Source organism: Pseudovibrio sp. JE062, from assembly GCF_000156235.1.
Classification (GTDB): domain Bacteria; phylum Pseudomonadota; class Alphaproteobacteria; order Rhizobiales; family Stappiaceae; genus Pseudovibrio.
This window is the reverse complement of sequence record NZ_DS996809.1, coordinates 83387-101222: the sequence shown is the minus strand read 5'-3', so window position 1 is coordinate 101222 and position 17836 is coordinate 83387. Positions and strand designations below refer to the sequence as shown.

The following is a 17836-nucleotide window of genomic DNA, read 5'->3' as shown; positions in this document are numbered from 1 at the left end:
AAAGGTTAGCTCGCAAACTTGAATCTGTTTGTGAGGAATAAACCTGCGCGCACTGCTGAAATGCGGGCGCCGGTTTTCGGAACAAAGATCCGCGAGGCCAAAAGCTAAAGCAGTTTCTCAAGACAGGCTGAACAGTCAGCTGCTTATGCGATCTGATTACTTGAATCAAAACATTAAGTTAGAGCAAAAAGGACTCTGATCTCATGGGGTTACGCAGACTTCTTGAATCAGTTTTTTCACCAGCAGCGGAGCAGAAAGCATCACGGGCAAAGTCCGTGGCCTTCATGCGGTTTGGTGAAGGGGCCGTCTGGACCCCGCGCAACTATGAATCACTTATAAATCAAGGATATTTACGAAATACTATCGCCTACAGATGTGTCCGCCTCATTTCAGAAAGTGCAGCGAATATCTCGTTGACTATCAAGGCTGGCGATGAGGAACTGGAAACGCACCCTTTGATGGACCTGCTGAACCAGCCCACCCCCACACAAACACGGCGCTCGTTCCTGGAGGAGCTCTACGGCTTCCTGCTGGTCTCCGGCAATGCTTATGTGGAGGCCGTGTCGCTGGAAGGCGAACCGCGCGAGCTGCACGCCTTGCGGCCTGATCGCATGAAGGTGCTGGTGGATGATGCGGGCTGGGTGGAGGCCTACGAATATCAGGTGGCCGGTCGCAAAGTAGAGCTGCGCAAGGTAGCGGGCGATAAGGTTGAGCCTGTCCTGCACATCAAGCTCTTCAACCCACTTAACGATCACTACGGCTTTGCCCCCATCGAGGCGGCGCAGGTTGCGCTGGATATCCATAATGCCGCCGGTGATTGGAACAAGTCCTTGCTGGACAACGCCGCTTGCCCAACGGGCGCACTAGTCTATGGCGCAGGCGATGCCATGAACATGACCGACGACCAGTTCCACCGCCTCAAGGAAGAACTGGAAAGCTCTTATCAGGGTGCGCGCAATGCGGGCCGACCCATGTTGCTGGAAGGTGGGCTGGATTGGAAGCAGATGGGCATGTCACCAAAGGATATGGACTTCATCGAGCTGAAAAACGTGGCCGCCCGAGAGATCGCGCTGGCCTTCGGCGTGCCGCCCATGCTGCTTGGCATTCCGGGTGACAACACCTACGCCAATTATCAGGAGGCCAATCGTGCTTTCTGGCGGCTGACTGTGGTGCCACTCGCTGCCCGTGTTCTCTCTGAACTCTCCAACTGGCTTTCGGGAGCTTACAGTGAGCAGATCACCTTGGAGTTGGATCTGGATGCTGTCGAAGCATTGGCACAGGAACGCAAAGCACTGTGGGATCGCATCACCACCGCTGACTTCCTCAGCCGCGATGAAAAACGCACGGCCGTGGGCTACGGCGCGGAGGGCGCGGATGAGTGAGTTAATGACAGCACTCGCCGCAAAAGGAGATCTTGCCCATGTGGTGCTTGGTGCCTGGGCAGGCACGTCCACCTCCATGCTTCTATGGGCACTGAAACAGGTCATCCGGTTCAATCGCCGCTTTGAGGAGTTCATGTGCGAACTGGAAAAACTCAACCAACTGCTGCGCATGGATGTCTGAAACATACGCACAGAAAATGTTGAGCTGACATAAATGGTTTGAGGGAAGCTCTTGACTCAAAATGACAAAGCAGCTGCTGCACCGGAGGAGCGAAAGCAACAGCTCACCGAGCGGCGCACAGAACCGCCAGCACAAACCTTTGCCACCTTCACGCAGGCCCTTGCCGGAGCGCTGGCAGAACGTCGTGCGGCGAAGGCAGAAGGCATCAACAGGACTAACAAAAACAACAACTGATAGTTCACTAAAGGAGGCAAGCAATTTGAACACAGATCACCCCATCGCCATTGAGGGTTATGCCAGCCGGTTTGAGCTGAGCGATCAGGGCGGGGATGTTATGCGCAAAGGTGCATTTCACACCACCTTACAAAAACAAAAGCTCTCGGATGTGAAAATGCTCTGGCAGCATGACCCGGCACACCCCATCGGCAAGTGGCTGCATATTCAGGAAGACGGCATCGGCCTCTTTGTCAAAGGGCTGCTCTATCCAGGGATCGCACAGGGGAGACAGGCCATTGCCATGGTGCAGGCAGGTATTTTGGATGGGCTGTCCATTGGCTTCAAAACCCGCCGCGCCCAGCGCAACAGCAAAACCGGCAGACGGGATGTACTGGCAGTCGATCTCTGGGAGATCTCGCTGGTCACGTTCCCTCTGCTTCCATCTGCGCGGCTGACCGTCGTCTCCTGACGATCCTTTTATTCTGAACCGACGAACTGTGGTGTCCGTTTGGCTCCGCAGTTTTTTATTATCTAATTCAAGGAAAATAGTCCTATGAAAAGCACATGCAATCCAGCATTGGAAACCAAAGACTTCGCCAGAGAAGCTGCAGGAAAATCAGCGGAACCCATAATTTCCGGCTCCGCAACAGGGCAGTTTGCTTCTGCTATGGGGCGTTCTGACAGCTTCGATCAGCTCAATCATGCTTATTCTGAGTATACTCAGACAAATGACGTGCGTTTGGCCGAGCTGGAGCAAAAGTCCGGTTCAGACGTCCTGCTGGACGAAAAACTGGCCCGATTGGACGAGATCATCGATGGCCAGCTGCGCCATCTCAACGAACTTCAGCTGAAATCCCAGCGCCTGCCGCGATCTGCGCCGGATGCTGGTAGCAGTCCAACGGCGGAGGTAGAACACAAATCCGCCTTTGAAACCTATATGCGTGAGGGGCAGGAAAGCCGCCTGAAAACGCTGGAACAGAAAGCCATGTCCTCTGGCACAGCCGCTGATGGCGGGTATCTGGTGCCGGAGCAGCTGGAAACAGACATCCTGCGCCGCATCACAGCGCTATCGCCCATCCGCTCAATCGCCTCCAACCGCAAAATCTCCGGCTCCTCCTATCGCCGCCCCATCGTTTCTGCCAATCCAGATGCAGACTGGGAAGGCGAAACCGATGCCCGCAGCACGCCAACAAACGCCATGAAGTTCGAAATGCGGGAAGTGAAGATCTTTGAGCTGTCGACCCTTCCTGCCGTCACCCAGACCTTGCTGGATGATGCCGCCGTCAACATCGGCGAAATTCTGGCAGAAGAAGTGGAAACCGTCTTTGCGGAAAAAGAGTCTGCCGCCTTCATCAACGGCAATGGCACCAGCCAGCCGCAAGGCCTGCTCAAAGGCACCATCCATGGCTCACTGGATGACACCGGCCTTTCCATTGGCTCCATCAAGACCGGTGAGGCAGGTGCGTTTCCCTCCTCTAATGGCGGAGATCTGCTGATCTCGCTGATCTACGGCGTCAAAACCGCCATCCGCCGCAATGCCCGCTTCCTCTTCAACCGCAGAACGCAGGCCGCCATCCGTAAGCTGAAAGACGGGCAGGGTAACTACCTCTGGCAGCCACCAGCATCCGCCGGTGCTGATCCAAGCCTCATGGGCTTTCCGGTCACAGAGGCAGAACACATGCCAGATATGACAGCGGGCTCTGACCCTTATGCCATCGCGTTTGGTGACTTCCACCGCGGTTACATGGTGGTGGACCGTGTCGGCATCTCCGTACTGCGCGACCCATACACCAGCAAGCCGAACGTACTGTTTTACATCACCAAACGTGTCGGCGGCGGCATCATGGATTTTGATGCCTACAAACTGCTGAACTTCAGCGCCTAACCAGCTTCCATCACAATCAAGGAGGGGCCGCCGTGACGGCTATACTCACAGTGCCACCGGCTCTGGAGCCGGTTTCGCTCGCCCAGGCGCATGCGCAGCTCAGGGTGTCTCATACCCACGAGGACGATCTGATCGAACGTCTGATCAAAGCCGCGCGGGAACAGGTGGAGACACTCACACGGCGGGCTCTCATAGAACAGGAATGGCGGCTGCTGTTGGATGACTTGCCGCCAGACCGTCTGATCCGCCTGCCGGTCGCCCCGGTCGCGGAAGTTCTGCAGGTCTACACCTATGATAAGGAAGGCAACCAACATCAGGTGCCTGCCTCAGATTATCAGGTGGACTTGGCTGGAAACCCCGCCCGCCTGCGCTTCAAGGCAGGAGCGGTCGGACCACTTCGTGACCTCAATGGTATCGAGATTGATTTCAAGGCTGGTTACGGATCAACAGCAACGGCGGTTCCCGCGGGCCTGCAAACCGCAATCCTGATGCTGGTCGGCTTCTGGTATGAGCGACGCTCCATGCTGGAAGAAACCCGCCTCACAGGCCTCATGCCCCACGGCTTTGAGGCTGCTCTGTCTCCCTACAAGGTCCTCAGAATATGAGAGCAGCAGGCACACTCAACGAGCCTCTGCTGTTGCTCCGCCCCGAAACCACACATGGCACAGACGGCTCCGTCACCCGAAGTTATCAGCAAGTGGCCATGGTCTGGGGGCAGGTGGAGGCCTCTTCTGGCTCAGAGGCCACTACAGCAGGTCGCCTCGCCAGTTCCTATCCACTTACCATCACCCTCCGCCGCCGCACAGATGTGGCTGAGGGCTGGCGCATTGAGCGGGACGGGCAGAGCCTGAGAGTCAAAGCGATCCGTCCCAACTCAGAGCAAGATGCCTTCATACAAATCCTCTGTGAGCAGGAGGAGGGCGATGATGGGGGAGCTTGAATTCCGCAAAGCCCTGTTTCAGGCCATCCACGCCAAAGCATCGCTCAAACCTTATCTGGGTGATCCTCTACGTTTGTTTGATGGCGTGCCACGAGGTGCAACGTTGCCCTACGCCACGCTGGAAGCCGTCACCACACAGCTGCTGACAGGTCATCTGGATGAGGGCGGCAAGCTCACCGGTTCCATCGGCATCTATTCCCGCCATCCGGACCGTGCCCAGACCTTAGAGATCCTGCAGATCTTCAACGAGCTGCTCGAGGCAGGGATCATACCAGCAACAGGCACTGAAGCCGCAGGCCTGACTATGACCGAAACCAGCTGCCGCCGCCTGAGCGATGGCCGCACATGGTACGGACGCATCAAATTCTCCGTCCTGCTGCAGCAATCTGACTAAAGCCAACACCCGAAAGGAAAACAGATGGTCGCACAGGCCGGAAAAGACCTGCTGTTGAAACTCGACACAGCAGGCACAGGCACTTTTGAAAGCGTGGCGGGCCTGCGCTCGCGGCGTCTCGCCCTCAACGCAAACCCCATCGATATCACCGATGCAGAAAGCACAGGTCGTTGGCGGGAACTACTGGCAGGTGCCTCCACCCGACATGCATCGCTCTCTGGCAGTGGCTTGTTTCGCGACAAAGCTTCAGCAGAAAAAGTCCGCACCGCCTTCTTCGCCGGAGAACTGCGGGACTGGCAGATTGTCCTGCCCGGCTTCGGCACTCTGGAAGGTCCGTTCCACCTCTCTGCTCTGGAATACTCGGGCGACTACCGCTCCGAAGTCACCTTCGAGATCTCGCTGGAATCCGCCGGAGAACTCACCTTCACACCGCTGACCTGAGGTACACAATGCCATTGAAAACCTATAGCCGCGGCGTCAACCGCAGACGTGGCGAAATTCTCGCAGAACTCGGCGGCCAAAAACACATTCTGGTGCTCACTCTCGGCGCACTGGCAGAGCTGGAAGACACACTCAACTGCACCTCCCTGCAACAGCTGACCGAGCGTTTTTCAGAAGGGCACTTGAGCGCTGCCGATATCATCAAAGTGCTGGGAGCAGGTCTACGTGGTGGTGGGCTCATCATTGAGAATGAGGAAGTCGCCGAACTCTCCCATGAAGGCGGCGTAGCAGCCCTTGCCAAACTGGCTGGTGAGTTGCTCGTTGCCACGTTCTCCCCGCAGCAACCGCATGCCCCATCAAAGCCCGGTCAGTCGTGAAACAGGGCCGTATCACCGACACACTGCTGCCCTGGCATGAACTGCTGCACAAAGCCTGCCGTGAGCTGGGCTGGTCGTCACGTACATTCTGGCAGGCGACCCCAAAAGAGCTGCAAATGGCATTGAACCCACCAGGTCATCAGGACCCACACAACCTCTCTCGCACCACGCTGGATAGTCTGCTCCGCCAGTTCCCCGACGAACAGGAACCGCACCATCATGACTGATAGTTTCAACGAACCGCTGAACGTGGAAGATGCCCGCGAGCTGGAAGTGACCATGCAGGAGGTCAATTCACTGGCAAAAGAGTTCTCCTCCGAACTCAGCAAAGGCCTGCAAAGCGCTGTCACCTCAGGCAAGGACTTGCAATCCATCCTCTCGCAAGTCGCGCTGAACCTTTCTAGCTCCGCTCTCAATAATGCGCTCAAACCGCTGGAAGGCTTGCTGTCGGCTGGTATCTCATCTGCAATTGGCAGCGTCACACCGTTCGCAAAAGGTGGTGTCGTGTCCAGCCCCACAATGTTTGCAGCAAACGGCACAGGTCTGGGGGTGATGGGGGAGGCTGGCGCAGAAGCAATCCTGCCTTTGCAGCGCGGCAGTGATGGCCGGCTCGGTGTCGCCATGAACGCAGGCAGCAACCAGCCCAGCGTCACCATAAACGTGGCAACACAGGATGTGCGCAGCTTTGAAAGATCTCAGGGACAGATTGCGATGATAATGGCCCGCGCCACCGGACGGGGGCGACGCGGGCTATGACGTCGGCATTGAAGAGGAGGGACTCAAGGACCGACGTTGTTTTGCTACCGGACGGTGGTAGCAAACTTTTTGGAAAAAACCGTTGCTTTGCAAAGAGGGAGGAGCATGAACAACGGGCCTGCGCAAATCACGCAAACAACTTTCCCATGTCAAACCTATTAGATGCTTCGTTGGGGGGCAGCCTTGAGCCAAGTCAAACAGGAGGGGGAAATGCCACCAAGTTTTGTTGATGAATCATTCCCGCTTGGAATTTCCCTAGGGGCTTCTGTCAGAGTAGAAAAACGCAGTCAGGTCACACGGTTACTCAATGGCGCCGAAACGCGGAACGCCATCTGGAAGGGAACGCGACGGCATTTTGATGTGGGCACCGGCTTGCGAAGCGCAGCAGACCTGCACCGCGTCCTCTCCTTCTTCGAAAAAGTAGGTGGCCGTTTGTGTGGATTCAGATTCCGTGACCCTATGGACCATAAATCCTGTGCATTTGACGGAACACCCTCCGCAACCGACGTCACCCTCGGCACCGGCGATGGCACCACCGCAGCGTTCCAGCTAATCAAACAGGTGGGGGCTCCTGGCGTGGAATGGCAACGCAAGATCACGAAGCCAGTGGCCGGAACCCTCTCAGTCGCAGTGGCTGGCCAACTGAAAACTGTCGGCAGTGATGTCCTGCTCAATCCGCTGACAGGCATTCTTCAGTTTCAAGCCGGTCACATTCCCACCAACCATCAGGTGGTCACCGCAGGTTTCCTGTTCGATACACCCGCTCGATTTGAAAATGATCAGCTGGAAATCAACCTCCTGCACTTTGAGGCAGGGCAGGTGCCATCCATCCCGCTTGTCGAACTCCTCAGCTAACTCAATCTCACGAGTATCCTCATGTTCAACGCTGCTTTGAAAGAACACCTGAATGGTGAACGCACCACTGTGGCCTACTGCTGGCGACTAACAGCGCCTTCCGGCCTCAGCCTCGGCTTCACCACGCATGATCAACCCATCACGCTGCTCGGCAAAACATATGAGCCAGGGTTCGGGCTGGATGGGTCGCAGGCCATGGCCCAGTCAGATTTTCAGGCCGGACAGGAAGAAGCGCTGGGCTTTCTTTCCTCAGAGAGCCTGAGTGAAAAAGATCTACGCGCAGGCCTCTGGGACAATGCGGAGGTCGAGGTCTATCTGGTCAACTGGCAGAACTCGGAGCAACACCAGCTTCTAAGACGAGGCACGCTAGGCGAAGTCACGCGAGATACCAATGTCTTCCGCGCGGAGTTTCGCTCACTGGCCGCCAAGCTCTCAGAGTCCAAAGGTCGACAACTCTCCCACCAATGTCACGCAGATCTGGGAGATTCCAAATGCGGGATTGATCTGAACACTGCCACCTATACGAGGCAAGTGAGTATCATCGGCAAGGACACCGCCAATCGGTTGATCATCGAAGGAAATACCGACATCGCAGTAGGCTGGTGGTCTTTCGGCAAACTCGTGTTCCAAACCGGCGCTTACGCCAATCATCCTTTACGCATAGCCAATCACACCATTGAGCAGAGCAAACACAAGCTGACACTCTGGGCACCGCTGGTGCTAGAGCAAACCTATCCGGTGACGGCAAGCATCTCTGCGGGCTGTGACAAAGGCTGGGGCACGTGTCAGGCAAAGTTCCAAAATGGCGAAAACTTCCGTGGCTTCCCGCACATGCCGGGTAACGACTTCATCCTCAAAGGCCCTGAAACTCAATCCGCCGCCAACAATGGCGAAAAGCTGGTGGGGTGACATGCAGCAAAACCCGCAAGCACTCCTGCGAGAGGCCCACAGCTGGATCGGCACCCCCTACCAACATCAGGCCTCCCGCAAAGGCGCAGGCTGCGACTGCCTCGGCTTCATTCGCGGCCTCTACCGCCTCTTGCACGGCTCTGAACCAGCTGTTCCGGCGGACTATGCCCCGGAATGGGCAGAGCTAAAGGGAGAGGACCTGCTGCTCAAAGCTGCGCATCGATACCTCCATGAGGTGAAAGGCCCGCTACATCAGCCAAAACCCGCAGAGGTTATCGTGTTCCGCTGGGCTCCTCAAAGCCCATGCAAACACCTTGGTCTTATGAGCAGCAAAGACCACTTCCTCCACGCCTATGAAGCGGTCGGTGTGGTTGAAAGCCCTCTGGTGCCCATGTGGCGCAATAAGATCGCAGGGCGTTTTTCATTTTTCCCAATTGATTGATCCGGAAAGGACAAAGCCATGGCAACAATGGTGCTCTCAAATGTTGGTGCAGCCGTTGGCAGCGCACTCGGCGGCCCCATCGGTGCCATCGTGGGGCAGACGCTGGGTGCCGTGGGTGGTGCATGGATTGACCAGCAGATCTTCGGAGAAACGCGAGAGGTCTCCGTCGGCAAACTGGGTGATTTGCAACTGCAAACCGCAGCAGAAGGCGCCTCGCTGCCGTTTGTTTATGGCCGCGTCCGTGTCACCGGAAACATCACCTGGGCAACGCGTCTAGAAGAGGTGGTCTCCGAAGAAAAGCAGGGTGGCAAGTCAACTGGTTCTTCCACCACGGTCACCAGCCACAGCTACTTCGCCAACTTTGCTGTCGCCTTGTGCGAAGGCCCCATCACCTCTGTTCGCCGCGTATGGGCCAATGGCAAGCAGCTGGACACCTCTTCAATCAACATGCGCATCTATCTGGGAGCTGAAGACCAGCAGCCGGATCCGCTCATTGAAGCCAAGCAAGGCTCTGCACCAGCCTATAAAGGAACCGCCTATGTGGTGTTTGAGCGCTTGCCGCTGGCCGAGTTTGGCAATCGCATCCCGCAACTCTCTTTTGAGGTACTCCGCTCCATCGAGCCACTGGAGCAGCAGATCAAAGCCGTCACGCTCATCCCAGGTGCTGGCGAATTTGCCTATCATCCGCAGGAGATCATTGAAGAAATCTCCCCCGGCAACACACGCAGTGTGAACCGTCACGGCAAGGGTGAGGAAACTGACCTGGTCCGCTCGTTAGATGAGCTGCAGGCGCTGTGTCCCAATCTAAAAAGCGTGGCGCTGGTCGTCTCATGGTTCGGTGATGACCTGCGCGCCTCTCATTGCACCATTCAGCCCAAAGTAACCTACCAGACCACCCAGCACCTGCCCGAAAACTGGAGTGTCGCAGGCCTGAGCCGATCTGAAGTACCAGAAGTCTCCCGCATCAACGACAGACCAGCTTACGGTGGCACACCCTCAGACGCTTCTGTCACAGAAGCCATTAAGGAACTGAAGCGTCGGGGCCTCAAGGTCATGTTCTATCCGTTTATCATGATGGACATTCCCGAAGACAATCAACTGCCTGACCCCTATGGTGCAACCAGACAATCCAGCTACCCTTGGCGCGGACGTATTACTTCAGATATAGCAGCAGGCCAGTCTGGAACGCCTCAGGGCACAAGCGCCGTCACATCTCAGATAGACGCTTTCGTAGGCAACGGTAATGATTGGCGCTTTCACCGCTTCATCCTGCACTATGCCAATCTGGTGAAAGCAGCAGGTGGCGTGGAGGCCTTCCTTATCGGCTCAGAATTACGCGGCCTTACTCAATGTTGGGCAGGCGGCGGCTTATTCCCCTTCGTAGACCACTTGCAAGCACTGGCAACTGAAGTCCGGCAGATCATCGGTACCGAAACCAAACTCTCTTATGCTGCAGACTGGAGCGAGTACGCTGGCTACAGCCCCCAATCCGGCGACCTGCGTTTCCCTCTCGATCCTTTGTGGGGACATGCAGACATAGACTTTGTCGGCATCGACTACTACTTGCCACTCACGGATTTACGAAAAGAAGATAGCACTCAGTCCAGCTACGACCTGAGTGAAATGAGAGCAGGAATAGCTTCGGGCGAGTATTACGATTGGTACTACGCAAGCGATGAAGACCGTACTGCTAAAACCCGCAGTCTCATCACGGATGGCGCCCACAACAAGCCGTGGGTGTTCCGCCAGAAAGACCTGAAGAACTGGTGGCAAAACCAGCACTTCGAGCGCGCCGGAAACGCAGAGCAAGCCACGCCAACCCCATGGACACCACAGTCCAAACCGATCTGGTTCACAGAGCTTGGCTTTCCTGCCGTCGACAAAGGCACCAATCAGCCCAATGTTTTTGTTGATCCCAAATCCGCAGAAAGTGCTTTGCCGCATTTCTCCAACGGACAGCAGGATGATCTTGTCCAGCGCCGTGCTCAGGAAGCAAGCCTCAGCTATTGGGGTAATGACCACCCCGACTGGCCTCAGGGCGATAACCCAACCTCGAGCCTCTATGGAGGGAACATGGTAGAGGCCGACAACACCTTCCTCTGGACATGGGATGCTCGCCCGTATCCCGAGTTCCCAACCTATGCCGATATCTGGGCAGATGGTCAAAACTGGCAGCTCGGCCACTGGCTCACAGGTCGACTGGGAGCATTGTCTGCCTCTGGCCTCATCCGCGCCATGCGTGATGACTTCGGCCATACACAAGACCTCACTGAAATCGCAGAACTGGGAGAAACCATCGAAGGTCTGACCGTCTCCGGCCCCACTTCACTGCGATCTGCGCTAACACCCATCCTGCAACTGACTGGCGGCATCGCCGTCGATCGCGGCACCCATCTGGCTGTGCTCCCCAGATACGCGGCAACCGCACAAAACGGCAAACTGGGTCTTGGCGATCTTTTGGAGGCTGACGAAGGAGAAGAGGGCTACATCTCCATAAACCGCAACGATGGCAGCGATTTGCCCGCAGAACTGCGCTTGCGGGGGATGGATCCCAACAACGACTTCGAAGCTCTAGTGGTGACATCCCGCCGACTGGAAGGCATGGACCGCCGCACCTCAACCCTTCAGCTCCCCATCACCATGTCCTTGCCAGTGGCCCGAAAACTCGTCGAAAAGATGCACCAATTGCTCTGGCTGGATCGCGAAACCTTCCAGTTCAAACTCGCCTTAAACAACATGGACCTGAAACCGGGTGACATTATCGAGTTGCCCGTTGAGCTGTTGAAGGAAGACAACGCGGCAATCCAATGCCGCATCACCGAGATCTCCTCAGGCGCTCATATGGATGTGCAAGCCATTCGGCTCCTCGGGGAACCAACAGTCACCATCTCTTCCAGCCCAGACAACACCACACAGCCATCCTTTAACGACACCACCTCAGGCCCGCCGATTGTCCGCATATTGGACCTGCCGCGGTTCCATAGCGAAGGCCCCGATGACGGCAGCCCTGTCATTGCCATTTACAACGGCAACTGGCCCAGTGCTTATCAGGTCTACGCCTCCAGTTCAGGAGAAGAGTTCACGCCCCTGATGCAAGTCTCAGAGCCCGCCGTCATGGGCACATTGCAGGCATCTCTTGAAAGCGGCCCACTCTGGCGTTGGGATACCACCTCAGAAATCATCGTGAAACTCTATGGCGGGCAGATGCAGAGCCGCAAACTGCTGGATGTGCTGGCAGGAGCAAATGCCTGCGCGGTTCGCAAAGGTGATCAATGGGAGGTGATACAGTTCTGTAATGCAGAGCTGATCGCGCCCATGACCTACAAACTCAGCAAGCTGCTCAGAGGCCAGCTAGGCACTGAGCATCTTGTCGGGATAATAGCCCCCACCAATGCCGAGTTCATCCTGCTCAATCAATCCCTGCTCAAATTGCCATGGACCAGCGATAAGGCAGGTGTGGCGTTTTCATATCGTGTGGTTCCTGCTGGAAAGCCATTGGGCTTCAAATGGGCGGTGAAACTGAGTCACGAAGGCAGTCAAACCGCGCTGATGCCCTTCGCGCCAGTCCACCTCAAGGCGACCGTTCAGGAGAACGGCGATCTTGCTCTCAACTGGATTCGCAGAACAAGGTGGGAGGGGGACAGCTGGGCCACACCAGATATTCCGGTGCAAGAAGATAAACTGGCGTTTTCCCTTAAGATCTCGCACAAACCCGCAGGTGAAACGGATCTTGTTCTTTTGCAAACCTACGAAACCTCAACAGATCAGCTCGTTATTCCGAAAGCAGATCTGTTGCAGATGCTGGGGACTGGAACGCATGCTTTGACCTGCGAAGTTGCTCAAAAATCGACTAAATTCGGATTGGGGACAACTGCAGATTGCTTGGCAAGCGTAACACTTTAACAAGTGCTTTTACCGGATTATTTGCAAAGCAAGCCAAGAAACATCACAGACCCCAGAGAATCTGCTAGGTCTTTGTTTTGAAATAAATAACACCTCGTTCATGTGAGGTTCAGCCAGTGCCGGTTAGAAGACGCCTTATGAGACACCAACTCCACAACCTCTTATCTCGCTCATTGATGGCATTGGCTTTGGCGACAACGGTCTTCACCTGGTCTGCACCTGCGCAGGCAGCGTGTTTGTCCTCCAGCCAGACCCGGCAAGCCGTCGCCAGCGGTCAGGCGCGTCCGCTCGGCTCCTTGCGGGTCAACGGGCAGATCCTTTCAGCCAAGCTGTGTGAGCGAGGCGGTGGGTTGGTCTATGTGCTCTCCGTGCTCAACAACGGCAATGTCTCGCAAGTGACATTGGATGCACGAACAGGGCGCCGGTTGTAACTGCGCCGCGAAGAACTCTGGATAGAGATTTTTCTGCCCGAATTTGAACGAATTTAAACGGCGATATAGGCCTGAATGCTGGTGCGGGGTACCTCTTATGCGAATGTTGATCGTTGAAGATGATCGCGATTTGAACAGACAGCTATGCGAAGCACTGGAAGATGCTGGCTACGTTGTCGACAAAGCATATGACGGCGAGGAAGGTCATTTCCTCGGCGATACCGAACCTTATGACGCTGTCATTCTGGATCTTGGCCTGCCGCAGATGGATGGTCTCAGCGTACTGGAACGCTGGCGCAGGGACGGTCACTCCATGCCGGTCCTCATCCTCACAGCCCGTGATCGCTGGAGTGATAAGGTCGCTGGCATTGATGCAGGCGCTGATGATTACGTCGCCAAACCGTTCCATATGGAAGAAGTGCTGGCGCGGGTAAGGGCACTGGTCCGCCGCGCTGCTGGCCTCGCTTCCAACGAGATCTCAATCGGTGACATTGTTCTGGACACCAAAGCAGGCAAGGTGACGAAAAACGGCATGTCCGTGAAGCTCACCTCTCACGAGTTCCGCCTGCTCTCCTACCTCATGCACCACAAAGGTAGAGTGATCTCCAGAACCGAGTTGGTCGAGCATCTCTATGATCAGGACTTTGATCGCGACTCCAACACAATTGAAGTGTTTGTAGGCCGCCTGCGCAAGAAGTTTGGCAGCTCCTTGATCGAGACCGTGCGTGGTCTGGGCTACAGGTTACAGGAAGAAGATGCCTGATAAGCCCAGCCCAGACAGCAACCAGTCGCAAGCTTCCTTAAGTTGGAATGTGATCGGTTACATCCGCAAGAAACAGCAGGCGTCATTGGCATGGCGTCTGATTTTTGTTGCTGGCCTGTGGGCGCTGGTCAGTCTGGTTGTTGCCGGTGCCATCCTCGTTGCCTTGTTCCGTGAAGCTGGTGAAAAGGCGCTCGATGAACGCCTTGAAGTGCATATGACAGCAATCGTCAGTGCGCTTGCTGCCGACGAAGCACAGAAGTACTCCGCCCTGCGCCGCATTGGTGACCCACGCTTCTCTATGCCGCTCTCCGGTTGGTACTGGACGGTCCAGCGCAATGGCAAAGTTCTCTATGAGAGCGACTCGCTCTTTGGTGATACGCTCAGCTTAAAGCCCATGAACGGTGAGCTGGCGTTGACACGTAACATTATTGGCCCTGCTGGCCGAGAGCTGCGTGTACTGCAAAAACGCATCCAGTTTGGCGGACTTCAACCCGTCACAATCGCAGTGGCAGGCAGCACGAAAGAACTGGGTGAGAGCACTGCGTCCTTTGCTTGGCAGGCTGCGATCACCCTTGGCGTTCTGGGGCTTGGTCTTGTTGCAGCCATCTTCCTGCAGGTCCGCTTCGGTCTGCGTCCTTTGACCGAACTTCAGGAAAGTCTTGGCCGAGTGCGTCAGGGAAAAGAAGAGGAAGTTCAGGAAGATCTGCCAAAAGAGCTGAAACCGCTTGCCGTTGAACTTAATGCTTTGATCCATTCCAACCGGGAAGTCGTGGAACATTCCAGAACTCAGGTTGGAAATCTTGCTCATGCCCTGAAAACGCCTCTGTCTGTCATTACCAACGAAGCCCGAAGCTCAGATGAACCACTCGCTCTGAAGGTTTCCGAGCAGGCAGATATAATGAGGGGCCAAGTTCAGCACTATCTGGAAAAGGCACGTATGGCGGCACAGCGCCGTGTGATTGGTGTGTCCTGTGAAGCCGCTCCTGTGGTGACACGCATGGCACGGGCGATGGAGAAAATCCATCGTGACAAACAGCCAGAAATCACGGTCGATATGGATGAGACTCTGTTGTTCCGCGGTGAGCAGCAAGATCTGGAAGAAATCCTTGGGAATTTGTTGGATAACGCCTGCAAGTGGTGTGATAAAAAAGTGTCAGTGACGCTGAAAAACAACAATTCCTCTGCGTCACTTATCAGTCTGATCGTAGAAGATGATGGGCCGGGACTGGGTGCTGAAGAGAAAAAACGTGCGCTGCGCAGAGGTCAAAGACTGGATGAGACCGTACCGGGAACAGGTTTGGGTTTGTCCATAATTGTTGACATTGCAGGGATTTACGGTGGTTCGTTTGAACTGGGCGATAGTGATTTAGGCGGCTTGAAAGCAACGGTGATCTTGCCGTCTCTCACAATCTGAACTGATTTGGGGCAGGGGTTGCATCTGTTTCAAACAGTACTGATAGTAAGTGTAACTGTGTTTTAAGGGGTTGCTCCAAGGAAGTGTTTTCAAGCTAATGGCGCTGCTTTGGTTTGAGGCCTCTGCTGAGAGACCTTGGAAAGGACAAAAGTTCCTTTCTGCAAAACTGATAAGTCGCAGAAGCGACAATGAGGATGCATGTTGGTGCGAAACTGGAAAAAACTGATGGTCTTGCCTGTAGTCGTTAGCGGTTTAGCTGGCTGCGCTACATCTGACCATGTCACCAGCGCGAGTGCCGATGATTCCTCCTCATCCATCTTCGGCTTCTGGTCGTCTGATAGCGAGCAGAACGCAGCGGCCCATGCTGCAATTGACAGTGCCACGGAAGGTCAGCTGAAACAGCTACTCAGAAGTGGTGATCTGGACACCGTTTACAAAGCACAAAGCAAAGCCCTCAACGCATCCGATGCAGGCAACAAGGTAGTCTGGCGCAACCGATTCTCTGGCGCGCAGGGCACTGTGAAGTCCGGTCCAGTATATTACGTCAACGATCGTCGCTGCCGCGATTTCCAGCACACCATCGCTTACGATGAAAAAACGCAGGTAATCAAAGGCGCTGCGTGTAAAGATGGCGAACGCTGGGCTGCGCTCAACTAATCCAACTTCCCAAACCACATGTTTTAGCTGAAGGAAACGCATCTTTCGCATGCGGAAAGTCGCGCTTATCAAGATTTGATTAAGCAATTCCGCCGATAGTTTTGATCAACTAATACAATTTTAGCGGTTGTTGTCTGCTAGAGCGCGTTTCCGAAAAGCAAGTTCGTTTTGGAAGAAGAGGCGCTCAAACAAGAAACCAGAGCTCGTTAAGCGGATCTAGTGAGCTTTGAGGGATTGAGAGCCGGGCGTGTGTTTGTCCGGTCAGAGTAAAGCTGAGTACCAGAGAGATTTGGATGCACGAGGTCAACCATAAAGCATTGCAAATGGAGAAGGTGTTGAGCGCCTTGTCTCAGCCTGCTCTGCGAATGTTGGAACGGTCTGTCGAAGACTCGCTTCAATGCGGTAAATCTGTTCCCAACTCAGACCTCATGTTGCTCACCATTCGCCGATTGCTGGGTGAGGCCTCTTACATTCCCGAGCAAAAGCTGTCTCTTGATACGCCGCTAAAGCGCGCAATCCTAAGCCCGTTGCAACCGTTCCTGATCGTAACACCGCTCACCACGCCTCAACCGGGTCGCATCGATGCCTCTGTGATGGATACGCTCTGGGCTTACATGAGGCAGGAGTTGCTCTCCAGTGAGTTCAATGAAGCCGTCGCCGCTCTGGAAGAGCTGTGCCAGCATCAGGATCTGCCAGCCACGCACGAGACCATCCAAAAGGCAATCTCCACCTGCGCAGAAGGTTTGCGCTTAAGGCTGGTAGCAGCAGCTAAGAAAGAGCTGGAAACAGCGGATCAGGACATCCAGATCAAAACCAAGCTGCGCCGTAAGGTCGGCGGCCACGTCAACTTTGACTTCTTCCGTGATGCGCTGGTGATCCTTGAACGTGCACCTGCCTGGGAAAAGGTGATGGTCCGCACGCCGCCATTTGCTGAAGATATCCTGACCATGTCTTCGGGAAGTGATCTGAAGAACATGCGCGCCCATATCGAAGAGAACCGCAGCGAGGTGAACTACCTTGCCGCATTGGCGTTCCTTCGTCTCGATGAAGCCCCTGTAGAGCTGATGAAGCTTGCGCAGGCACTGGCCGCAGTACCAACACTGCGAGATGTCACGGGCACGCCCTACGCTGCCTTTGTTGAGTTTGCATTGTCATCACTGGAGCTGAGCGTGTCAGTTGTCGAGGGCTGGCGTTTGGAAGAGGAGGCCATCGTTGGCCTGCCTGAGGCCGCCAATGCCTGTCTACTGCACTTTGAAGAGCTGGAAGAACTGAAAGGCTTCGATGCTTGCGATCAGTGGCAACAGCGTGCGGTTCAGCTAAAGAATCGTTTATGCCGATTACTGCGTGATGAAATTCGCAACTTGCCATCTCTTTTGGAAGAAGCAATCGCCTCAGAAACCAAGCCTGATCTGGCCGATTTGCAAGGCGGTTTCCGTTTTGAGCAGATTCAGCGCTCCTATCACAAATGTTTGAGGGGATTAAAACTCGCCAAGTTAGCCTCACAATATGCAGGTGTGCTTGGGTTGAACGAGTTGCAGAGCTCAACCAGAGATCATGTCGAGCGCTTCATTGATCGCAATTCTGAGAAGCTATTGGCAGCTCCTAAAGAAGAGCAAAACGAGACCGAAAACCCTCCGAATTATGGCGAAATTTCGAGAAAATTGAGCCGTTTGATATCGATGAGCGAGATCTCATTGGAGCCGGAAGACACTGCGAACCTCATTCGCAGGCAGCGGACATACATGAAAGATGCGGCCTAACCCCTTAGTAGCGCCTGCGTCTTTTAGAAAATAAGTGCAACTTCATAGGTATTTTGTGGGTATATGGCTTGTGCGACTGCCCGTCGCAGGGGGGGAACTGTTGCCTTTCACATTTAGAACCTGTCTATTT

The 17836-nt window shown here is 55.1% G+C and carries 21 protein-coding genes; all 21 read left to right on the top strand.

Translation table 11 applies throughout. From position 1 onward, the window contains the following. Positions 1 to 203: 203 nt before the first annotated feature. The 21 genes from PJE062_RS12825 to PJE062_RS12725 all read left to right on the top strand — a co-directional run bounded on the left by PJE062_RS12825 (position 204) and on the right by PJE062_RS12725 (position 17706). Complete coding sequence (locus tag PJE062_RS12825; protein ID WP_008549848.1) at positions 204 to 1382, top strand: phage portal protein; 1179 nt, start codon at positions 204 to 206, stop codon at positions 1380 to 1382. Beyond that, on the top strand, positions 1375 to 1563 hold the full coding sequence (locus PJE062_RS12820) for a hypothetical protein (RefSeq protein ID WP_008549698.1): 189 nt from the start codon (positions 1375 to 1377) through the stop codon (positions 1561 to 1563). Before PJE062_RS12825 ends, PJE062_RS12820 begins: the two co-directional genes overlap by 8 nt. Positions 1564 to 1614: 51 nt before the next feature. Next, positions 1615 to 1797 carry a hypothetical protein gene (locus tag PJE062_RS12815; protein ID WP_008549941.1) on the top strand — a complete coding sequence of 61 codons (183 nt, stop codon included), beginning with the start codon at positions 1615 to 1617 and terminating at the stop codon, positions 1795 to 1797. 25 nt (positions 1798 to 1822) lie between these two features. Then, positions 1823 to 2248, top strand: a complete 426-nt coding sequence (locus PJE062_RS12810; RefSeq protein WP_008549761.1) for an HK97 family phage prohead protease — start codon at positions 1823 to 1825, stop codon at positions 2246 to 2248. An 84-nt stretch (positions 2249 to 2332) separates the two neighbouring features. Continuing rightward, the gene (locus tag PJE062_RS12805; RefSeq protein ID WP_008550027.1) at positions 2333 to 3664 is read left to right on the top strand and encodes a phage major capsid protein; all 1332 of its coding nucleotides are present in this window, start codon (positions 2333 to 2335) and stop codon (positions 3662 to 3664) included. Between the two features lie 32 nt (positions 3665 to 3696). Then, positions 3697 to 4269, top strand: a complete 573-nt coding sequence (locus PJE062_RS12800) for a head-tail connector protein (RefSeq protein ID WP_037036861.1) — start codon at positions 3697 to 3699, stop codon at positions 4267 to 4269. Continuing rightward, positions 4266 to 4604: a phage head closure protein gene (locus tag PJE062_RS12795; protein ID WP_037036858.1), complete on the top strand. Its 339-nt coding sequence runs from the start codon at positions 4266 to 4268 to the stop codon at positions 4602 to 4604. The genes PJE062_RS12800 and PJE062_RS12795 overlap by 4 nt, the downstream gene beginning before the upstream one ends. Next, positions 4591 to 4998 carry a DUF3168 domain-containing protein gene (locus tag PJE062_RS12790; RefSeq protein ID WP_008549857.1) on the top strand — a complete coding sequence of 136 codons (408 nt, stop codon included), beginning with the start codon at positions 4591 to 4593 and terminating at the stop codon, positions 4996 to 4998. Before PJE062_RS12795 ends, PJE062_RS12790 begins: the two co-directional genes overlap by 14 nt. A 24-nt stretch (positions 4999 to 5022) precedes the next feature. Then, entirely contained in the window at positions 5023 to 5439 is a 417-nt protein-coding gene (locus tag PJE062_RS12785; RefSeq protein WP_008549955.1) for a phage major tail protein, TP901-1 family, read from the top strand. An 8-nt stretch (positions 5440 to 5447) separates the two neighbouring features. Continuing rightward, positions 5448 to 5816 carry a gene transfer agent family protein gene (locus PJE062_RS12780; protein WP_037036853.1) on the top strand — a complete coding sequence of 123 codons (369 nt, stop codon included), beginning with the start codon at positions 5448 to 5450 and terminating at the stop codon, positions 5814 to 5816. Next, positions 5813 to 6043, top strand: coding sequence for a phage tail assembly chaperone (locus tag PJE062_RS12775; protein WP_037036848.1), 231 nt, complete (start codon positions 5813 to 5815; stop codon positions 6041 to 6043). Before PJE062_RS12780 ends, PJE062_RS12775 begins: the two co-directional genes overlap by 4 nt. Beyond that, the gene (locus PJE062_RS12770; protein ID WP_008550057.1) at positions 6036 to 6572 is read left to right on the top strand and encodes a phage tail tape measure protein; all 537 of its coding nucleotides are present in this window, start codon (positions 6036 to 6038) and stop codon (positions 6570 to 6572) included. The genes PJE062_RS12775 and PJE062_RS12770 overlap by 8 nt, the downstream gene beginning before the upstream one ends. Positions 6573 to 6782: 210 nt before the next feature. Then, positions 6783 to 7427 carry a DUF2460 domain-containing protein gene (locus PJE062_RS12765; protein WP_008549747.1) on the top strand — a complete coding sequence of 215 codons (645 nt, stop codon included), beginning with the start codon at positions 6783 to 6785 and terminating at the stop codon, positions 7425 to 7427. 21 nt (positions 7428 to 7448) lie between these two features. Beyond that, positions 7449 to 8336: a DUF2163 domain-containing protein gene (locus tag PJE062_RS12760; protein WP_008549849.1), complete on the top strand. Its 888-nt coding sequence runs from the start codon at positions 7449 to 7451 to the stop codon at positions 8334 to 8336. Position 8337: 1 nt separating this feature from the next. Further along, positions 8338 to 8778 carry a peptidase P60 gene (locus PJE062_RS12755; RefSeq protein ID WP_008549636.1) on the top strand — a complete coding sequence of 147 codons (441 nt, stop codon included), beginning with the start codon at positions 8338 to 8340 and terminating at the stop codon, positions 8776 to 8778. Between the two features lie 18 nt (positions 8779 to 8796). After that, a complete protein-coding gene (locus PJE062_RS12750; protein WP_008549683.1) occupies positions 8797 to 12681 on the top strand; it encodes a glycoside hydrolase TIM-barrel-like domain-containing protein in 3885 nt (1294 codons plus the stop codon). A 137-nt stretch (positions 12682 to 12818) separates the two neighbouring features. Continuing rightward, the gene (locus tag PJE062_RS12745; protein ID WP_208982294.1) at positions 12819 to 13112 is read left to right on the top strand and encodes a PepSY domain-containing protein; all 294 of its coding nucleotides are present in this window, start codon (positions 12819 to 12821) and stop codon (positions 13110 to 13112) included. Between the two features lie 97 nt (positions 13113 to 13209). Further along, positions 13210 to 13875: a response regulator transcription factor gene (locus PJE062_RS12740; RefSeq protein WP_037036840.1), complete on the top strand. Its 666-nt coding sequence runs from the start codon at positions 13210 to 13212 to the stop codon at positions 13873 to 13875. Continuing rightward, a complete protein-coding gene (locus tag PJE062_RS12735; RefSeq protein WP_208982293.1) occupies positions 13868 to 15289 on the top strand; it encodes an ATP-binding protein in 1422 nt (473 codons plus the stop codon). The genes PJE062_RS12740 and PJE062_RS12735 overlap by 8 nt, the downstream gene beginning before the upstream one ends. 225 nt (positions 15290 to 15514) lie before the next feature. Continuing rightward, positions 15515 to 15946, top strand: coding sequence for an RT0821/Lpp0805 family surface protein (locus PJE062_RS12730; protein WP_208608712.1), 432 nt, complete (start codon positions 15515 to 15517; stop codon positions 15944 to 15946). Between the two features lie 293 nt (positions 15947 to 16239). Next, positions 16240 to 17706, top strand: a complete 1467-nt coding sequence (locus PJE062_RS12725) for a hypothetical protein (protein ID WP_008549861.1) — start codon at positions 16240 to 16242, stop codon at positions 17704 to 17706. Positions 17707 to 17836 lie beyond the last annotated feature (130 nt).

Coding starts and splice junctions, on each gene's coding strand:
- PJE062_RS12765 (WP_008549747.1), top strand. CDS start 6,783: ATGCCACCAAGTTTTGTTGATGAATCATTCCCGCTTGGAATTTCCCTA.
- PJE062_RS12755 (WP_008549636.1), top strand. CDS start 8,338: ATGCAGCAAAACCCGCAAGCACTCCTGCGAGAGGCCCACAGCTGGATC.
- PJE062_RS12750 (WP_008549683.1), top strand. CDS start 8,797: ATGGCAACAATGGTGCTCTCAAATGTTGGTGCAGCCGTTGGCAGCGCA.
- PJE062_RS12770 (WP_008550057.1), top strand. CDS start 6,036: ATGACTGATAGTTTCAACGAACCGCTGAACGTGGAAGATGCCCGCGAG.
- PJE062_RS12735 (WP_208982293.1), top strand. CDS start 13,868: ATGCCTGATAAGCCCAGCCCAGACAGCAACCAGTCGCAAGCTTCCTTA.
- PJE062_RS12740 (WP_037036840.1), top strand. CDS start 13,210: ATGCGAATGTTGATCGTTGAAGATGATCGCGATTTGAACAGACAGCTA.
- PJE062_RS12820 (WP_008549698.1), top strand. CDS start 1,375: ATGAGTGAGTTAATGACAGCACTCGCCGCAAAAGGAGATCTTGCCCAT.
- PJE062_RS12780 (WP_037036853.1), top strand. CDS start 5,448: ATGCCATTGAAAACCTATAGCCGCGGCGTCAACCGCAGACGTGGCGAA.
- PJE062_RS12745 (WP_208982294.1), top strand. CDS start 12,819: ATGAGACACCAACTCCACAACCTCTTATCTCGCTCATTGATGGCATTG.
- PJE062_RS12805 (WP_008550027.1), top strand. CDS start 2,333: ATGAAAAGCACATGCAATCCAGCATTGGAAACCAAAGACTTCGCCAGA.
- PJE062_RS12785 (WP_008549955.1), top strand. CDS start 5,023: ATGGTCGCACAGGCCGGAAAAGACCTGCTGTTGAAACTCGACACAGCA.
- PJE062_RS12760 (WP_008549849.1), top strand. CDS start 7,449: ATGTTCAACGCTGCTTTGAAAGAACACCTGAATGGTGAACGCACCACT.
- PJE062_RS12730 (WP_208608712.1), top strand. CDS start 15,515: ATGGTCTTGCCTGTAGTCGTTAGCGGTTTAGCTGGCTGCGCTACATCT.
- PJE062_RS12795 (WP_037036858.1), top strand. CDS start 4,266: ATGAGAGCAGCAGGCACACTCAACGAGCCTCTGCTGTTGCTCCGCCCC.
- PJE062_RS12825 (WP_008549848.1), top strand. CDS start 204: ATGGGGTTACGCAGACTTCTTGAATCAGTTTTTTCACCAGCAGCGGAG.
- PJE062_RS12725 (WP_008549861.1), top strand. CDS start 16,240: ATGCACGAGGTCAACCATAAAGCATTGCAAATGGAGAAGGTGTTGAGC.
- PJE062_RS12790 (WP_008549857.1), top strand. CDS start 4,591: ATGGGGGAGCTTGAATTCCGCAAAGCCCTGTTTCAGGCCATCCACGCC.